The sequence below is a fragment of the Psychrobacter sp. G genome (assembly GCF_000418305.1).
Lineage (GTDB): Bacteria > Pseudomonadota > Gammaproteobacteria > Pseudomonadales > Moraxellaceae > Psychrobacter > Psychrobacter cryohalolentis.
This window is the reverse complement of the sequence record NC_021661.1, coordinates 991,312-1,006,885: the sequence shown is the minus strand read 5'-3', so window position 1 is coordinate 1,006,885 and position 15,574 is coordinate 991,312. Positions and strand designations below refer to the sequence as shown.

The 15,574-nt window shown below is 44.7% G+C and carries 11 protein-coding genes; 6 read left to right on the top strand and 5 right to left on the bottom strand.

The window, feature by feature from the left end; translation table 11 throughout:
* Nucleotides 1-31 precede the first annotated feature (31 nt).
* From aguB to PSYCG_RS04320, 3 genes are all read left to right on the top strand, one after another.
* Entirely contained in the window at nt 32-904 is an 873-nt protein-coding gene (gene aguB, locus PSYCG_RS04330) for an N-carbamoylputrescine amidase (RefSeq protein WP_201765223.1), read from the top strand.
* A 52-nt stretch (nt 905-956) separates the two neighbouring features.
* Nucleotides 957-2,084 (top strand): agmatine deiminase, encoded by a 1,128-nt coding sequence (aguA, locus tag PSYCG_RS04325; RefSeq protein ID WP_020443102.1) that lies wholly within the window; start codon nt 957-959, stop codon nt 2,082-2,084.
* A gap of 84 nt (nt 2,085-2,168) precedes the next feature.
* A complete protein-coding gene (locus tag PSYCG_RS04320; protein ID WP_020443101.1) occupies nt 2,169-3,542 on the top strand; it encodes an NAD-dependent succinate-semialdehyde dehydrogenase in 1,374 nt (457 codons plus the stop codon).
* 96 nt (nt 3,543-3,638) lie between these two features.
* On the opposite strand, the gene PSYCG_RS04315 is transcribed toward PSYCG_RS04320, so the two are convergent.
* The 3 genes from PSYCG_RS04315 to PSYCG_RS04305 form a co-directional block, all read right to left on the bottom strand.
* A complete protein-coding gene (locus tag PSYCG_RS04315; RefSeq protein ID WP_020443100.1) occupies nt 3,639-5,081 on the bottom strand; it encodes an APC family permease in 1,443 nt (480 codons plus the stop codon).
* A 284-nt stretch (nt 5,082-5,365) separates the two neighbouring features.
* Nucleotides 5,366-6,625: a 4-aminobutyrate--2-oxoglutarate transaminase gene (gabT, locus tag PSYCG_RS04310; RefSeq protein ID WP_020443099.1), complete on the bottom strand. Its 1,260-nt coding sequence runs from the start codon at nt 6,623-6,625 to the stop codon at nt 5,366-5,368.
* A gap of 155 nt (nt 6,626-6,780) precedes the next feature.
* Nucleotides 6,781-8,247 (bottom strand): NAD-dependent succinate-semialdehyde dehydrogenase, encoded by a 1,467-nt coding sequence (locus PSYCG_RS04305; protein ID WP_020443098.1) that lies wholly within the window; start codon nt 8,245-8,247, stop codon nt 6,781-6,783.
* Nucleotides 8,248-8,532: 285 nt separating this feature from the next.
* On the opposite strand from PSYCG_RS04305, the gene PSYCG_RS04300 reads away from it, so the two are divergent.
* Nucleotides 8,533-9,291, top strand: coding sequence for an IclR family transcriptional regulator (locus PSYCG_RS04300; protein ID WP_011513163.1), 759 nt, complete (start codon nt 8,533-8,535; stop codon nt 9,289-9,291).
* Between the two features lie 184 nt (nt 9,292-9,475).
* Here the strand turns inward: PSYCG_RS04300 and PSYCG_RS04295 are convergent, their stop codons facing one another.
* A complete protein-coding gene (locus tag PSYCG_RS04295; protein ID WP_020443097.1) occupies nt 9,476-10,747 on the bottom strand; it encodes a CaiB/BaiF CoA transferase family protein in 1,272 nt (423 codons plus the stop codon).
* 223 nt (nt 10,748-10,970) lie between these two features.
* The gene (locus PSYCG_RS04290; RefSeq protein WP_020443096.1) at nt 10,971-12,155 is read right to left on the bottom strand and encodes an acyl-CoA dehydrogenase; all 1,185 of its coding nucleotides are present in this window, start codon (nt 12,153-12,155) and stop codon (nt 10,971-10,973) included.
* A gap of 187 nt (nt 12,156-12,342) precedes the next feature.
* Between PSYCG_RS04290 and PSYCG_RS04285 the strand changes: the two genes are divergently transcribed.
* Nucleotides 12,343-13,158: an IclR family transcriptional regulator gene (locus tag PSYCG_RS04285; RefSeq protein WP_020443095.1), complete on the top strand. Its 816-nt coding sequence runs from the start codon at nt 12,343-12,345 to the stop codon at nt 13,156-13,158.
* A 560-nt stretch (nt 13,159-13,718) separates the two neighbouring features.
* A complete protein-coding gene (locus tag PSYCG_RS04280) occupies nt 13,719-15,521 on the top strand; it encodes an FMN-binding glutamate synthase family protein (protein ID WP_020443094.1) in 1,803 nt (600 codons plus the stop codon).
* The last annotated feature ends 53 nt before the right edge of the window (nt 15,522-15,574 follow it).

Here is a 15,574-nt window from a genome sequence, read left to right as displayed (position 1 = left end):
GTACTCACCAATAAATACGATAAGGATTTAGATCATGCGAAATGTTACCGTTGCTACGACTCAAATGGCATGTGGTTGGAATATACAACAAAATATTGCCACTGCAACTGATTTGGTCACTAAAGCCGCCAAAGCGGGTGCCAATATCATCTTGCTACAAGAGTTATTTGAGACGCCCTACTTCTGCCAAGTTCATGACTTTGATTATTTTAAGCTGGCAACCTCAGTTGCGGATAATGCGGCCATCAATCACTTCAAACAGTTGGCTAAAGAGCTGCAAGTGGTATTACCGATTAGCTTTTATGAAAAATCAGGCAATACCTTTTTTAATAGCGTGACCGTGATTGATGCCGATGGCGAGATACTTGGCACTTATCGTAAAACGCATATACCAGATGGCATTCCTTATGCCGAAAAATTCTACTTTACCCCCGGCGATACTGGATTCAAGGTTTGGCAAACCAAGTATGCCAAAATCGGTGTCGGTATTTGCTGGGATCAATGGTTCCCTGAATGCGCTCGTAGCATGGCATTAATGGGTGCAGAAATACTGTTCTATCCGACTGCGATTGGTGATGAGCCAACATTGGACATCGACTCAAAAGGTCATTGGCAACGCTGTATGCAAGGTCATGCTGCCGCTAATCTCATGCCAGTCGTAGCAGCCAATCGTATTGGTACTGAAACCATCAGCCAAAATGGCAATGACAGCACCATGCAGTTTTATGGTAACTCGTTTATCACGGATGGTCGCGGTGAGATTATACAAGAAGCATCTAAAGATAAAGAACAGATACTTAGTACGACTTTTGACTTAGATCAACTGGCTATCGAACGTCAGCAATGGGGCGTTTTCCGTGATCGTCGTCCATCGATGTATGGCACGTTGCTAACTCATGGATAAAGTTTGTTAACAAGCAAGCTCACTTGCGCTATCGTCAAATAAGGTGCTCTATATGTCATTATTCCCGAACCGATTAATCACTGGCTCAACACCACAGCAAGACGGCTTTTACATGCCAGCAGAATTTGAGCCTATACAAAAAATATGGATGGTATGGCCATACCGTGCTGATAACTGGCGACAACAAGCCGCTCCTGCTCAGAAAGCTTATGTTGATGTCGCATTGGCAATCAGTGGCTTTTGTGAGGTTGGCGTACTGGTCAATCCTGATGATTACCAATCATGCCGCGATAATCTACCTGCTAATATCGACGTTATCGCCATGCCTAGCAATGATGCTTGGGCGCGTGATACTGTCCCGACATTTTTAATCAATGATAAAGGTGAGCTACGCGCTTGTGATTGGACATTCAACGCATGGGGCGGCGACTATGATGGACTATACTCGCCGTGGGATGACGATGATAAGCTGGCTGAACGCTTATGTGACCATCTAGATATCAAACGCTATCGAACGGATGACTTTGTCATGGAAGGCGGCGCATTTCACGTCGATGGTGAAGGCACTGTTCTGACTACACGCATGTGTTTGCTAAGCCCAGGGCGTAATCCGCACCTAACCGAAGATCAAATTGAAGCCAAGCTAAAAGCCTATCTTAATGTGCAAAAAGTGCTGTGGATTGATGACGGTATTGATCCTGATGAGACTACAGGTCACATTGACGATATCGCTTGCTTTGCGCGCCCTGGTGAAGTGGTTTGCTTGTTTACTGACGACCCTAAGCATCCGTTTTATGAGGCAACGCAAAAGGCCTATGAGCAGCTCTCAAATATGACCGATGCAAAAGGTAGGCATCTAAAAGTCCATAAGCTGTGCTGTACCAAGAACTCTGTCACCTTGCCTGACGATTACGACATTGTTCAGTCTAATGATGCCAAACCACGCCTGACAGGTGATGTCTGTATCGCTTCATATGCCAACTTTTTGATTTGTAATGACGCTATCATCGTACCGCAATATGATGATATAAATGATGCACTCGCCATCGAGCAGCTTGAAAAAGTCTTTCCTCAGCATCAGGTAGTGGGAGTACAAACGAAAGAGATTGTTTTTGGTGGCGGCAATATTCATTGCATTACGCAGCAGCAACCAAAATCATCAATTAAAAACAGCAACTAAAAGCATTAACTAAAAACACCCGCATAAAAATATAGAGCCAAATGGATTTTGAACTCAATAATACTTTAAAAAAAGGACATAACTATGAGCGATTATCAAGTTAATAACCCAGCTACTGGTGAAGTAGAAGCCACTTACCCTATCGCCACTGAGCAAGATATCCAAAGAGTGATTGAGCAAGCTGACACAGCCTATCAAGACTGGCGCACAGTATCGCTAAGTGAGCGTAGTAAGCTACTGCATAAAATTGCTGATCTCTATCTTGAGCGTAAAGAAGAGCTTGCACGTATCGTAGCAACAGAGATGGGTAAGCCTGTCGCGCAAGCAAAAGGCGAGATTGGATTGGTCGCTGATATCTTTCGTTACTATGCCGATAATGCAGAGCAGCTATTAGCGCCCAATAAAATTGATGTCAATACAGGGTCTGCCTCTGTAGAGAAGCTACCTGTCGGTGTCCTGTTGGGTATCATGCCATGGAACTATCCGCATTATCAGGTTGCACGTTTTGCCGCACCAAACTTTATGGCAGGCAATACCCTTATCTTAAAACACGCGCCGCAATGCCCTAAGACGGCAGAAGTTATCGTCGATATCTTTAAAGACGCAGGCTTGCCAGAGGGTGTCTATAACAATGTGTTTGCAACCAATGAACAAGCAGCGACCATTATTGAAGACAGCAGGGTACAAGGTATCTCCTTAACTGGCTCTGAACGAGCTGGGCAAGCAGTTGCTAAAGTAGCAGGCGGCGCCCTCAAAAAAGTCGTGCTAGAGCTTGGCGGTTCAGATGCCTTCATCGTTGCAGCTGACGCTGATATCGGAAAAGCGGTACAAGGCGCTATCTCTGGTCGTTTTGGTAATACTGGCCAAGCCTGTAATGCCGCCAAACGCCTAATCGTCATTGAGTCAGTTTATGATGATTTCGTCAAAGGCTTTACCGATGCCGTACGTGATATGAGCTTGGCTGATCCACTTGATGATGGCACCTTTATCGGACCGATGTCCTCTAAAGCAGCAGCAACAAACTTACAAGAGCAGCTCGACAGCGCCATTCAAGCAGGGGCAACTGTATTGGTAGAAGGCGGTATGGTGAAAGACAAGCCGGGCGCTTGGTTTAAGCCTGCGGTACTGACAGACGTTGATGAATCCATGGACGTCTATCGTCAAGAGCTTTTTGGTCCAGTTGCTGTCATTTATAAAGCGCGTGATGTCGATCATGCGATTCAAATTGCCAATGATGTACCATTTGGTCTAGGTGCTTCCATTCAAACTCAAGACGCAGCATTGGCAGCAGAGATTGCTGAGCAATTAGATGTCGGTATGGTGACTATCAACGCCCCGTCTGGTAGTGAAGCCAATACCCCATTTGGCGGTGTGAAGCGCTCAGGTTTTGGTAGAGAGCTTGGTAACCTTGGCATTACTGAATTTTTAAACTATAAGTTGATTCGCGATAAGTCGTAATCGACAGAGCGATTTTTAGAATAATAAAAAGCCTAACAGTCAATGTTAGGCTTTTTTTATAGGACAATTTTATTAAAAAATAACCCATCGAAAAAACTATTGCTTAGGTGGATTATCTTTTAACCATAGCTGATTGACAATCTTTAATTCGCGCAGCTCTTCTGCCATAATCGATTCACTAATACCTGGATATTTAATCCTTGCATAGCTATATAACACAATACCTAAGAAGGTCCAGCCAAAGAAAATCCACCACTCAATAGCGGTTAGTGCCGATGGCATACCTGGCATATATAGCATCAATAAACCAAAGCTAAGCGCAATCGTTATCATACCGACAAGCTTACCTGCTGGTATCTTAAAGGGACGTACCATATCAGGCTCGCGGTAGCGTAGTACTAAGAATGATATCGCCACACAGGTATAAGCAATCACGATACCAAAACCACCAGCATCAACGATCCAAACCAACATCTTGCGACCAAATAAAGGTGCTAGCGTTGCTAAACCACCAATGAGGAGAATCGCATTCGAAGGTGTATTGTATTTTGGATGTAACTTACCTAAAAAAGCTGGCAACATGCGCGCTTTTGACATCGCATAAAGTAGACGACTACCACCAATTAAGAACGCATTCCAGCTTGATAAAATACCCAGTACACCGCCGATAACCAGTAAAATACCTGCCCATTTGCCTTGCCAAGCATTGGTCATGGCATCAGCTGTGGCTAAGGTTGAGCTTTCTGCTTGTACCAGTGGCAACGTCGTACCCACGCTCCAAGCGATACCCACATACCACATCACCGCAACGACGATAGAGATAATCAAAAACTTACCGATATTAGGACGAGTTAAATCAATCTCTTCTGCCGCTTGTGGAATAACGTCAAAACCCACAAACATAAAGGGCACCATGACAATGACGGCCATCATGCCACCGACACCACCAATGAAGGCTGGCGATTGTATTGCTGTAGAGGTTTCAGGGTTATAAAGCACTGCACCAATAAATAGTAAGGTTCCGACGAATAAAATACCTAGTACTGCAGTTTTTTGGAACCATGCACTGACTTCCATACCGCGTATATTTAGCCACGTTACAATGACGGAGCCCAGCATCCCAACCCCTACCCATGTGGCATAAACATCCCAGCCAGCAATGCTCCAGAGATAACCTTGATTATAATTAGGAATAAAATATTCTACGACTGTCGGCAAGGCGACCGCTTCAAAAGCGACCACAGAGAAATAACCAAATAGGATACTCCATGAACAGATAAAGGATACATTTACTCCCAGCGCGCGATGGGTATAAGTATGCTCACCACCAGTGATGGGCATCGATGCCGCAAGCTCAGCATAAGTCACACCAATCAGTATCACTGCCAGCCCACCTATGAAGAACGCTAACATCGCACCCCAAGTACCAGCAGATAGAATCCAACCACCCGCCAAGACGACCCAGCCCCAACCGACCATTGCACCAAATGCTAAGGCGATAACATCTAGTGTCCCTAACGATTTTTTTAATTCAGACATAACTTGCTCCTTGTCCGTGCTTCATCCGTGTGAATCTTTTTTCATTACACTTAGAGTGACACTGTATTTTATATAACAGGGTTTTATTTAACAGGGCATTGCCCCTCATGTTTATCTTTCCATACTTCTCAGCCGAGAAGCTCGATAGTATTTTTAATATCTTAATAGCGGAGACAACAACGGCGTCTTGACTTGCAAGGCGCCGTTGTACCAACACTGCTTAGGATTTGACTACAAACACAGCCCAACCTTTAGCACTTGTTATCCTTTAAGCTATCAAATACTTAGGCAGTCAAAATACCTTTGATGATATCAAGACCTTCTTGTAGCACTTCATCTTCAACCGTCAATGGCACCATCACACGAATGGCATTGCCATGCATACCGCAAGATGCTAGTAACAAACCTTGCTCAAATGATTTCGCTTTTAGGTTAGTCGTCGCTTCAACGTCTGGCTTACCTTCGCTATCGATTAATTCAAACGCGAGCATGGCGCCTTTATGGCGAATATGTCCGATACTACTTAAGTTTAAGCCTTTTAAAAATGACTCAATTTTGTCGCCAATTTCAATACTACGCTCAAGTAGGTTTTCCTCTTCGATGACTTCGATGACTGCTAAAGCGGCTACACAAGCAAGTGGGTTGCCAGCATAAGTACCACCCAAGCCACCTACTTGCGGGGCATCCATAATATCGGCACGACCAATAACGGCAGAAATAGGATAACCACCTGCCAAGCTCTTAGCACTGGTCATTAGATCTGGCTCAACGCCCAATTGTTCACAGGCAAACAACGTACCCGTACGCGCAAAACCACACTGTACTTCATCAAAGATTAGGACAATGCCGTGCTCATCACAGATATCGCGTAAAGACTTAGCAAATGATGGCGTGACTTGATGGAAGCCACCCTCACCTTGTACTGGCTCGATAATCATCGCCGCCACTTCACTAGGATCGATATCCGCTTGGAAAATCATCTCAAGGCTATGCAATGCTTGTTCTTCAGTAACATTCAGCTCATCGCATGGGAATAGTGCATGGAATACAGGCCCTGGCATCGGACCAAAGTTCTTTTTGTATGGCAATACTTTACCAGTCAAGCTCATGCACATAAGCGTGCGGCCATGCCAACCGCCAACGAAAGAAATCACGCCTGGACGACGGGTTTTTGCACGAGCAATTTTGATACAGTTTTCAACCGCTTCTGCACCAGTGGTCAAGAAGAATGCCTTTGTATCGCCACTGATAGGCGCTTTTTCGCAAAGTTTTTCGGCAAGATCGACATAGCATTCATAGTTAATCATTTGCGCAGCAGTATGGGTGAATTTGTCTAGCTGCTCGTGCACACGCTGCGTGATTTTTGGATGACTGTGACCGGTATTTAGTACTGAGATGCCGCCAACGAAATCGATATAACGATTGCCTTCAATATCCCAAACTTCTGAGTTTTTTGCTTTTTCGGCAAAGATAGGAAAAGCCACACCCAGTCCGGTTGGCAATACCGCTTTACGGCGTGCAAGTAATGATTGATTGGTAGTCATAAGAATGTCCTTTTCTTTCTTTTTACGTAGATGCCAGTGAAGTGATGGCGGTTTATAGAGTAAATTACAGTTGGGATTCATAGTACTGAACCCCGTTTCGTGCTATGTGACAATTAAATATGTGACCATTAAAATAGAAAATAAAACTGAAAAGCTTAGCTGACGTCAGAACACCAGTATTTGGTCACAACATATTCTTCGATGCCGTATTTTGAACCTTCACGACCAAAACCAGATTGTTTGACACCGCCAAATGGTGCTACTTCTGTTGAGAGCATGCCCGTATTATGTCCAACCATGCCATATTCAAGACCTTCGGTCACGCGCCAAGCACGCGCATAGTCGCTGCTATAAAAATAAGCTGCTAGACCGTAGATAGTGTCGTTGGCTGCGCGAATAACTTCTTCTTCAGATGAAAAAGTAAAGACTGGCGCGATAGGACCAAATATCTCTTCGCTGGCAATATCCATACCAGCGCTGATATCGGTGATAACCGTTGGGTTGTAAGCAAGGGCTGACGCATTATTCGTACTGCCACCAGCAATCAGGGTTGCGCCTTTGTCTAGCGCATCTTTTAGTAGCGCTTGTACTTTTTGTAAGGCTTTTTCATTAATCAAAGGACCAACGTTGACCCCTTCTTCCATGCCATTACCGACTTTTAGCTCAGCGACTTTCTTGATAAAGATATCTAAGAATTCATCTTTAATGCTGTCTTGAACATAAACGCGGTTGGCACACACACAGGTTTGACCAGCGTTACGGTATTTAGAGGCGATTAGACCTTCAGCAGCTTTTTCAAGATCGGCATCATCAAAAACGATAAACGGTGCATTGCCGCCAAGCTCTAATGACAGCTTTTTAATCGTTGGAGCACACTGCGCCATTAAGGTGCGACCGACTTCGGTAGAGCCTGTGAATGATAGCTTGTGAATGCGAGCATCGCCGGTAAGAATATCGCCGATAACAGATGATTTACCGGTCACAACTTGGATAACGCCGGCAGGAATACCTGCTTGCTCAGCCAATGCACCGAGTGCTAAGGCAGAAAATGGCGTTTCAGTCGCAGGTTTGATAATGATAGTACAGCCTGCTGCCAGTGCAGGAGCTGCTTTACGCGTGATCATCGCCGCTGGAAAGTTCCAAGGCGTGATGGCAGCACAAACGCCAACCGGCTGTTTTAATACCACATAGCGTAATTGCGAGTTGGTTGCAGGAATGACATCACCATAAACACGTTTGCCTTCTTCTGCAAACCAGCGGATAAAGCTATTGGCATAACCAATCTCACCGCGTGATTCAGCCAAAGGCTTGCCCTGCTCGGCGGTCATGATAATGGCCAAATCTTCTTTGTTGGCATCGATAAGATCTGCCCATTTTTGCAGCAGCTGCGCGCGTTCTTGTGGGGTTTTGGCGGCCCAAGTGATTTGAGCTTCGTGAGAGTAAGTAACAGCATCATTGACATCAGCGGTCGTCAAGCTTGGCACCGTACCGATAATATCGCCGTTGAATGGATTGCTCACTTCAATAGTGGCATCATCATTGGCAGCGTGCCATCCGTCTTTGATAAGACACTGCTGTTTGATCAAATCTGGGTTTGAGAGATTTAGGGTCGTCTTTAGCATCGTAACACTCCATGTTTGTCGCTATTACTTATTTATTATTTATAAAGCTATCTAACGTTGGCATAAGCTTGTCTTTTTAAACAGCTATTGAACCAATGAAAAATTGACGTAAGCAGTCAGTAATAATGATTGATAATATATGGACTGTTCAATATACTGAACAACTATTCCATATATGAGACATCATTATAAGAACGATGCGATAGTCTTTGCAACCGTTATTTTGATAGTTCTCGAACATATTTTTTATTTTCACTTTTTAACTGACATTTTAATAGGCAACTTATGAGTACCAGCGCCGTTCCTGCTCTAGACAAAACGTTTCAAATTCTGGATTTAATCACGGCAAGCCAGCAGCCCTTAACGGCAGCTTATATTGCAAAAGAGTTAAAGCTACCACGTAGCTCAACGCATAATATTTTGCAAAGCTTACTTACCAAGCATGTCATCTATAAGGATAGCGAAGGGCGCTTTCACTTAGGTTCTTACTTGCTGTATTGGGCGGGTAAATACGAGCAACAGCAAGGGGTGGTGCAGTTATTTAAAGACCTTATCATGCAATATCCTATCCTGTTACAGCACACCGTCACCTTGTCCAAAATGGATTTGGGCGAAGTGGTTTTTTTAGCATGTCATGAAGCACCAGCTCCGCTTGGTTTTACTTTCCGTGCTGGTGTGCGCGTACCAGCAGTATTTTCTGCCACGGGCAAAGCTATGCTTTCAACATTGCCCATGCATAATATCAAATCACTTTATGAAGGTATCTTTCCAGAGCCAATGACACCTAACGGAGTTAGCAACTTTGAAACTTTAGCGGATGAAATTGCTGCCATACAGCAGAGCCGTATTTCCCTGGATGATGGGCAATTGCGTGATGGTATGTATTGCTTAGGGACTTACATACGCAATGCGTCAGGCAATGCGGTTGCGGGTATGGCAGTCAGCTTTTTACAAGCAGAATATGAGTCCAAGCGTGCTGAGGTCAGTGCTGTACTGATTGAATTGGCGAAGCAAATTGAACAGCGTTTAGGTTTCATTGATTAGCAACAAAACCTAAACGCTGCTATTTCCTTGTTTAAAGAAAGAAAAATTTATACCAGTAGCACTTTATGATATTTGTACTTATTTTATTTAGGACTGACTATAAGCCCTGACAAAAACGCCTGCAAATTGTCATTGAGCTTTTGCAGGTAATAACCGCCTTCGACCAAGACAATCAGGGGTTTAATCAAACAATCCCATCAGCTTTCAATTTGGCGATCATATCGCTGTCATAGCCCAAATTGCTAAGCGTGCTGTCAGTATGCTCGCTCAAACGCGGTGGCGGTGTACGATAAGTGACAGGCGAGCCTGAGAGTTTAATGGGACTGCCAAGCGCTCTTACCGGACTGCCTTGCGCGGCAAAATTAACAATCATCCCTCGTGCCAGTGCTTGCGGCATAGCCAAAGCTTCTGCAACATTATGAATAGGACCGCAAGGAATACCAGCCTCATGCAAGCGCGTAAGCCAATATGCACGTGGATGCTTGGCAAATGCGTTTATGAGCCACTCACAAATCAGCTCACGATGGGCAACGCGTTGAGGGTTGGTCGCAAAACGACTGTCAGTATGCCACTCTACGGATAGCATCTGGCATAGTCTGGCAAATTGACTGTCATTACCACAGGCTAAAATGAAATGCTCCTCCCCTGCACCGGCAAACACTTGATAAGGAACGATGTTAGGGTGACCATTGCCCAGTCTTGGCGGCACCTCGCCAGATGCCAAATGATTCATACCAACATTAGCGAGCATTGCCAACGCACTGTCTAGTAACGCGACATCGACATGTTGACCCAGTCCAGTATGCTGGCGCGCTATCAACGCCGCTTGAATACCAATCGTCAGCTGCAAGCCTGCAAACAAATCTACCACTGCCACGCCAACTTTATGCGGTTCGCCATCAGTAGGTCCAGTGATGCTCATTAGCCCTGACAAACCTTGAATAATATAGTCATAGCCCGGAAGTTCAGCATCGGGACCTGTTTGCCCAAAGCCCGTTAATGAGGCATAAATCAGACGTGGATTGCTTTGCTTTAAACTCTCATAGTCCAAACCATATTTTTTCAGACCGCCAACTTTAAAGTTTTCTACCACGATATCGCTTGTTTCAGCGAGCTGCTTAATGATGGTTTGTCCAGCAGACGTCGTAATATCGACCGTAAGGGATTTTTTATTGCGATTAATGGTGGCGTAATAAGCGGATGTATCATCGCTGAATTTTGGCGGCGCCCAATGACGGGTTTCATCACCAATATGTGGACGCTCAACCTTGATCACATCGGCACCAAGGTCGGCGAGCACTTGAGTGCAAGAAGGACCTGCCAATACCCGCGACAAATCAAGCACCTTGATACCATGCAATGCGCCTTGTGATACAGCATCAGTCGCAATATCAGCGGTAGCATTATTAGTAAAGTTGGCTTGTTCAGGCTGTTGTGTCATTGTAGTGACAGTCATAATAATCCCTTATTGATAACGTATTTTTTATAATGATAAAAATGATAAGACAGTGCCTAGTCCTCATTTATCTAATTCTTTAGAACTACTGCTAAACCAGATATAAATGAGGACTAATAACTAAAAAACGCACGCTACTGCTTATCAAGTGCTTTGTAAGAAGCACAACAGTAACGTACGTTAATGGTCGGGAAATTAGCTAATACTTATTAGCTAATAACGCTTAATAAAATGCCTGAATCCCAGTCTGCGCGCGACCTAAGATGAGCGCATGAATATCATGGGTACCTTCATAAGTATTGACCGCTTCTAAATTCATCACATGACGAATAATATGAAACTCATCAGAGATACCATTGCCGCCATGCATATCACGGGCAATACGGGCAATCTCTAGCGCTTTGCCGCAATTATTACGCTTAATCAGTGAAATCATTTCAGGAGCAGCATTGTCCTCATCCATCAAACGACCAACACGCAATGCTGCTTGCAGACCTAGTGTGATTTCCGTTTGCATATTGGCAAGTTTTAGCTGTACCAACTGTGTCGCTGCTAGCGGACGACCAAATTGTTTACGGTCAAGGGTATACTGACGAGCCGCTTTCCAGCAGAATTCAGCGGCGCCCATTGAACCCCAAGCGATACCGTAACGGGCTTTATTTAGACAACCAAACGGACCTTTTAGACCACGAATATCTGGGAAAGCATTGGCTTCAGGGACAAACACTTTGTCCATGACAATCTCACCCGTGACAGACGCACGCAATGAGAACTTACCTTCGATTTTCGGTGCGGACAGCCCTTTCATACCTTTATCTAAGATAAAACCACGAATGTCACCGGCATCATCTTTTGCCCAAACGACAAATACATCAGAAATCGGGCTATTGGTAATCCACATTTTATTGCCAGTCAGCTCATAACCGCCTGCCACTGCGCGCGCGCGCGTTGACATTGATGAAGGATCTGAACCCGAATCCGGCTCTGTCAGACCAAAGCAGCCGACATATTCCCCAGTTGCCAGTTTTGGTAGATATTTTTCTTTCTGCTCTTCTGTACCATAGGCATGTATCGGATGCATGACCAAGCTTGACTGCACGCTCATCGCTGAACGATAGCCCGAATCCACCGCTTCCACTTCTTTCGCAATCAAGCCATAAGCCACGCTTGACATACCAGCACAACCATAACCGTCGATCGTCACACCAAGAAGACCCATCTCGCCCATCTGGCGCATGATATCGCGGTCAAAATGTTCATTACGATTGGCCTGAATGATACCCGGCATCAGCTCTTTTTGAAAAAACTGACGCGCACTATCCGTTACCATGCGCTCTTCATCTGTAAGCTGGTCACGTAATAAAAATGGATCTTCCCAATCAAAACGTGGGCTGCTAGAAGTTGCCATGTGGTGCTCCTTGTTGTCAGTCATCCTGACCGACGATTAATGATGAATATGATGCTTTGGCTAAATTTACTATTGACTTCAAAATTCCGCTGTGCGAAACTTAGTTTCATAATATGAACTATTTAAGCAAAATTTTAGCGTCCTGTAAACCCTTATTCATTCAGATGGTTATAAAATGAGAAAAAACATGTCGGTAGCTGCACCATTATTGGATCGATTAAATAGCTCTCTTACCCAAGGTAAAGAAGACAACGATAGGCAATTTGTCACTGCCCTTGGACGTGGCTTAATGATATTGGCAGCTTTTGAGCATGAGGAGGCGCTTAGCCATCAGCAATTATGCCAGATGACAAAATTGCCAAAAGCGACGATTACTCGTCTGATTCATACCTTGATGACGCTTGGATTTTTGCGCGTGACGCTACATGGACAGTATCAATTGGGTAGTAGTGCGGTACGATTAAGTGCAACAGCGTGGAGTCGTCATGATTTAGTGGCAGCAGCTGAACCGTTATTGCGGCAGTTTGCCAGTCAAAACGAGGTGTCGGTGAATTTAGCAACCGAAGTCGAAGGGGAAATGCGCTATCACGCTTGCTGTCGTAGCCCTGCTCGCCTATCGGTCAATTTGCAAGTTGGCTCAGCCGTTCCCGTCGCCCGAACCGCTATTGGACGTGCTTTTTATGCAGCTAGTTCGCAAATACGACAGGCTGTTATTCGTAGTAATTTACAAGAGCAGCTATCAGCAGAAGATTATAACCATGCGCAGGCTGCTTTATCTGACGCCGCAGACCATTATAAAATGCATGGTTATACCGTATCGGATGGTGAGTTCTCTACGGACATATTAGCAGTGGCCGTTGGTGTCTTTGATGTTGCGACTGGGCAATATGCGTATTCACTCAATGCCAGTGTCCCAAGTGCCAATTGGGAAAGCGAAGACTATGCGGCGATAATAGTACCTAAGTTGCAAGCGTTGGCTGAAAGGATTGGCAGCGGGGTTTAAACTAATTGAGTTGCCAGGTAAGTTTTAACTTAGTTTACCAATGATACTAAAGCCTTTCGATGCAATCACAAAGTGATTTGGTCTAAGTGCTATAGCCATTGCTTTTTTTACCCTTCATGCCCCGTCCTCGTCACAGCTTACAAGGTACTTTTCATACCTTGCTACCAGATACTGAAAGTCGGTTTCAATTTTATTTTTAATATTTTCTGCCATTGATTATAGGTAACTTACTCATAGCTACGCGACAAACGGTCATCAAAACATAAGCTTAAGGTTTTTTTTGGAATTATTAAAGCCTGAGAGTAGCAATTGCCAGGTCTTTATCGGTCTGCCGTTACTTAATTGATATGGAGCCGTGATATTATAGGCGTATGATACACACCACAAATTTGAGCCCCTAAGGGCGTTTGGCCTGCTTTTAACATGTTGGCTTTTAGCGCTTTCACTCATTTTAAAACTCTTACTTAATCTTTCTATATTGAATCATGAATAGCGGCAAAGTTACCAAATAACTTACTGCCGCATTTTTTAATTCCTATTTTTTATAGTTGAGCCTTGTTATGCCCGATTCCAGAACCAATTTGAACCCTGAGCCTGAACACAACTCCCCTTACCTAACCGGTGTTTTGCTACGCTACAGCACCTTTGGCGCCGCAATCTTGCTGTTTTTAGCAGGATTACTCCTCGTCAACTGGGTACTCATTATCATCGGTGGTCTCGCCGTTGGGCTAGGTATTTATGACTTATTGCAATCTAAGCACTCTATCCTAAGCAACTATCCTATCGCCGGTCACATCCGCTATGTGTTAGAGGATTTCCGTCCTGAGATTCGCCAGTATTTGCTAGAAAACGACAAAGAGCAAGTACCGTTCTCACGTCAGCAGCGGGCCTTGGTCTATCAGCGCGCCAAAAACGTCAGCGATACCAATGCTTTTGGCACTTTGGACAATTTATATGCTCATGGTAAAGAATGGTTTTTGCAATCTGCTGTCAGTGAGCCGATTAAGAATAAAGACTTCCGCATCATTGTGGGCGGTGAGCGGTGTAAGCAGCCGCATGATATGTCAGTGTTTAATATCTCAGCGATGAGCTTTGGCAGTTTGTCTGCTAATGCCATTATGGCGCTCAATCAAGGCGCAAAAATGGGCGGCTTCACTCATGATAGTGGTGAAGGCGCTATCAGCCCTTATCATCGTAAATTCGGTGGTGATTTGATTTGGGAGCTAGGTACAGGTTATTTCGGTTGCCGCGATGACAATGGCAACTTTGACCCACTGTCATTTGCGGAAAAAGCCGTTGACCCGCAAGTAAAAATGATTGAAATCAAACTGTCACAAGGTGCTAAGCCCGGTCAGGGCGGCGTGTTGCCAGCAGAAAAAATCACCCCAGAAATCGCTGAAACCCGTCAAGTGCCGATGGGTCAAGACTGCGTATCACCTGCGTCGCATTCTGCTTTTAGTACGCCTCGCGAATTGGTTATATTTTTACAGCAGCTACGGGATTTATCAGAAGGCAAGCCAGTTGGCTTTAAGCTTTGTATTGGTCAGCCTTGGCAGTTTATGGCGATTGTCAAAGCCATGATAGAAGCCGATAACTATCCTGATTTTATCGTTATTGATGGTGCTGAAGGCGGCACGGGTGCTGCACCTGTTGAGTTTATGGATAGCGTCGGTATGCCATTGATTGATGGTTTTTTATTCGTTCATAATACCTTGGTTGGGGCAGGCATCCGCAACCAAATCAAACTTGGCGTGAGTGGCAAAATCGTCTCAGGTTTTGATATCGCCCGCCTATTGGCGTTGGGCGCTGATTGGTGTAACTCTGCACGTGGCTTTATGTTTGCTGTCGGCTGTATCCAATCACGCTCTTGCCATACCAATACTTGCCCGACAGGTGTGGCAACCCAAGACCCTTATCGTCAAAAAGCACTTGATGTACCAAGCAAGGCTGAACGCGTTGCCAGTTATCATAAAAATACCCTAAAATCGCTTGCCAGCATCGTTGGCGCAGTCGGCTTACAGCACCCAAGTCAATTGCAGCCTTATCACATTGCACGTCGTTTGGATGATGGACAAATTAAGCTATTGTCGAAGTTCTTTTATTTCACCGATAAAGGTGCCTTACTTGATCATAATGCGCGATCAGAGGTCTTTAATCAGATGTGGGTAATGGCAGATTCGTCGAGCTTTTTAGCCAATAATGATGCGCTGATTGCTTATAATAAAGACTCGCGCGATATCGGTAAAGAAACAGGTGCGCCAACAGAAAAAACGATTGGAGAGGTAGACGTCAATATTGATGGTGGTAAAATGATTGGCAATGTCAATAATACCGTCCGCGATTTTATACCGCCAACTGTTTAACCATTTAACAGTGTTTGGCTGTGACAATCACGTAATTTATTTCCTTATAAAAG

Excerpts from the sequence above, each read along its gene's own strand:
- gabT (WP_020443099.1), bottom strand. The coding sequence starts at position 6,625 with ATGACTACCAATCAATCATTACTTGCACGCCGTAAAGCGGTATTGCCA.
- aguA (WP_020443102.1), top strand. The coding sequence starts at position 957 with ATGTCATTATTCCCGAACCGATTAATCACTGGCTCAACACCACAGCAA.
- PSYCG_RS04285 (WP_020443095.1), top strand. The coding sequence starts at position 12,343 with ATGTCGGTAGCTGCACCATTATTGGATCGATTAAATAGCTCTCTTACC.
- PSYCG_RS04290 (WP_020443096.1), bottom strand. The coding sequence starts at position 12,155 with ATGGCAACTTCTAGCAGCCCACGTTTTGATTGGGAAGATCCATTTTTA.
- PSYCG_RS04320 (WP_020443101.1), top strand. The coding sequence starts at position 2,169 with ATGAGCGATTATCAAGTTAATAACCCAGCTACTGGTGAAGTAGAAGCC.
- PSYCG_RS04280 (WP_020443094.1), top strand. The coding sequence starts at position 13,719 with ATGCCCGATTCCAGAACCAATTTGAACCCTGAGCCTGAACACAACTCC.
- PSYCG_RS04295 (WP_020443097.1), bottom strand. The coding sequence starts at position 10,747 with ATGACTGTCACTACAATGACACAACAGCCTGAACAAGCCAACTTTACT.
- PSYCG_RS04300 (WP_011513163.1), top strand. The coding sequence starts at position 8,533 with ATGAGTACCAGCGCCGTTCCTGCTCTAGACAAAACGTTTCAAATTCTG.
- PSYCG_RS04315 (WP_020443100.1), bottom strand. The coding sequence starts at position 5,081 with ATGTCTGAATTAAAAAAATCGTTAGGGACACTAGATGTTATCGCCTTA.
- PSYCG_RS04305 (WP_020443098.1), bottom strand. The coding sequence starts at position 8,247 with ATGCTAAAGACGACCCTAAATCTCTCAAACCCAGATTTGATCAAACAG.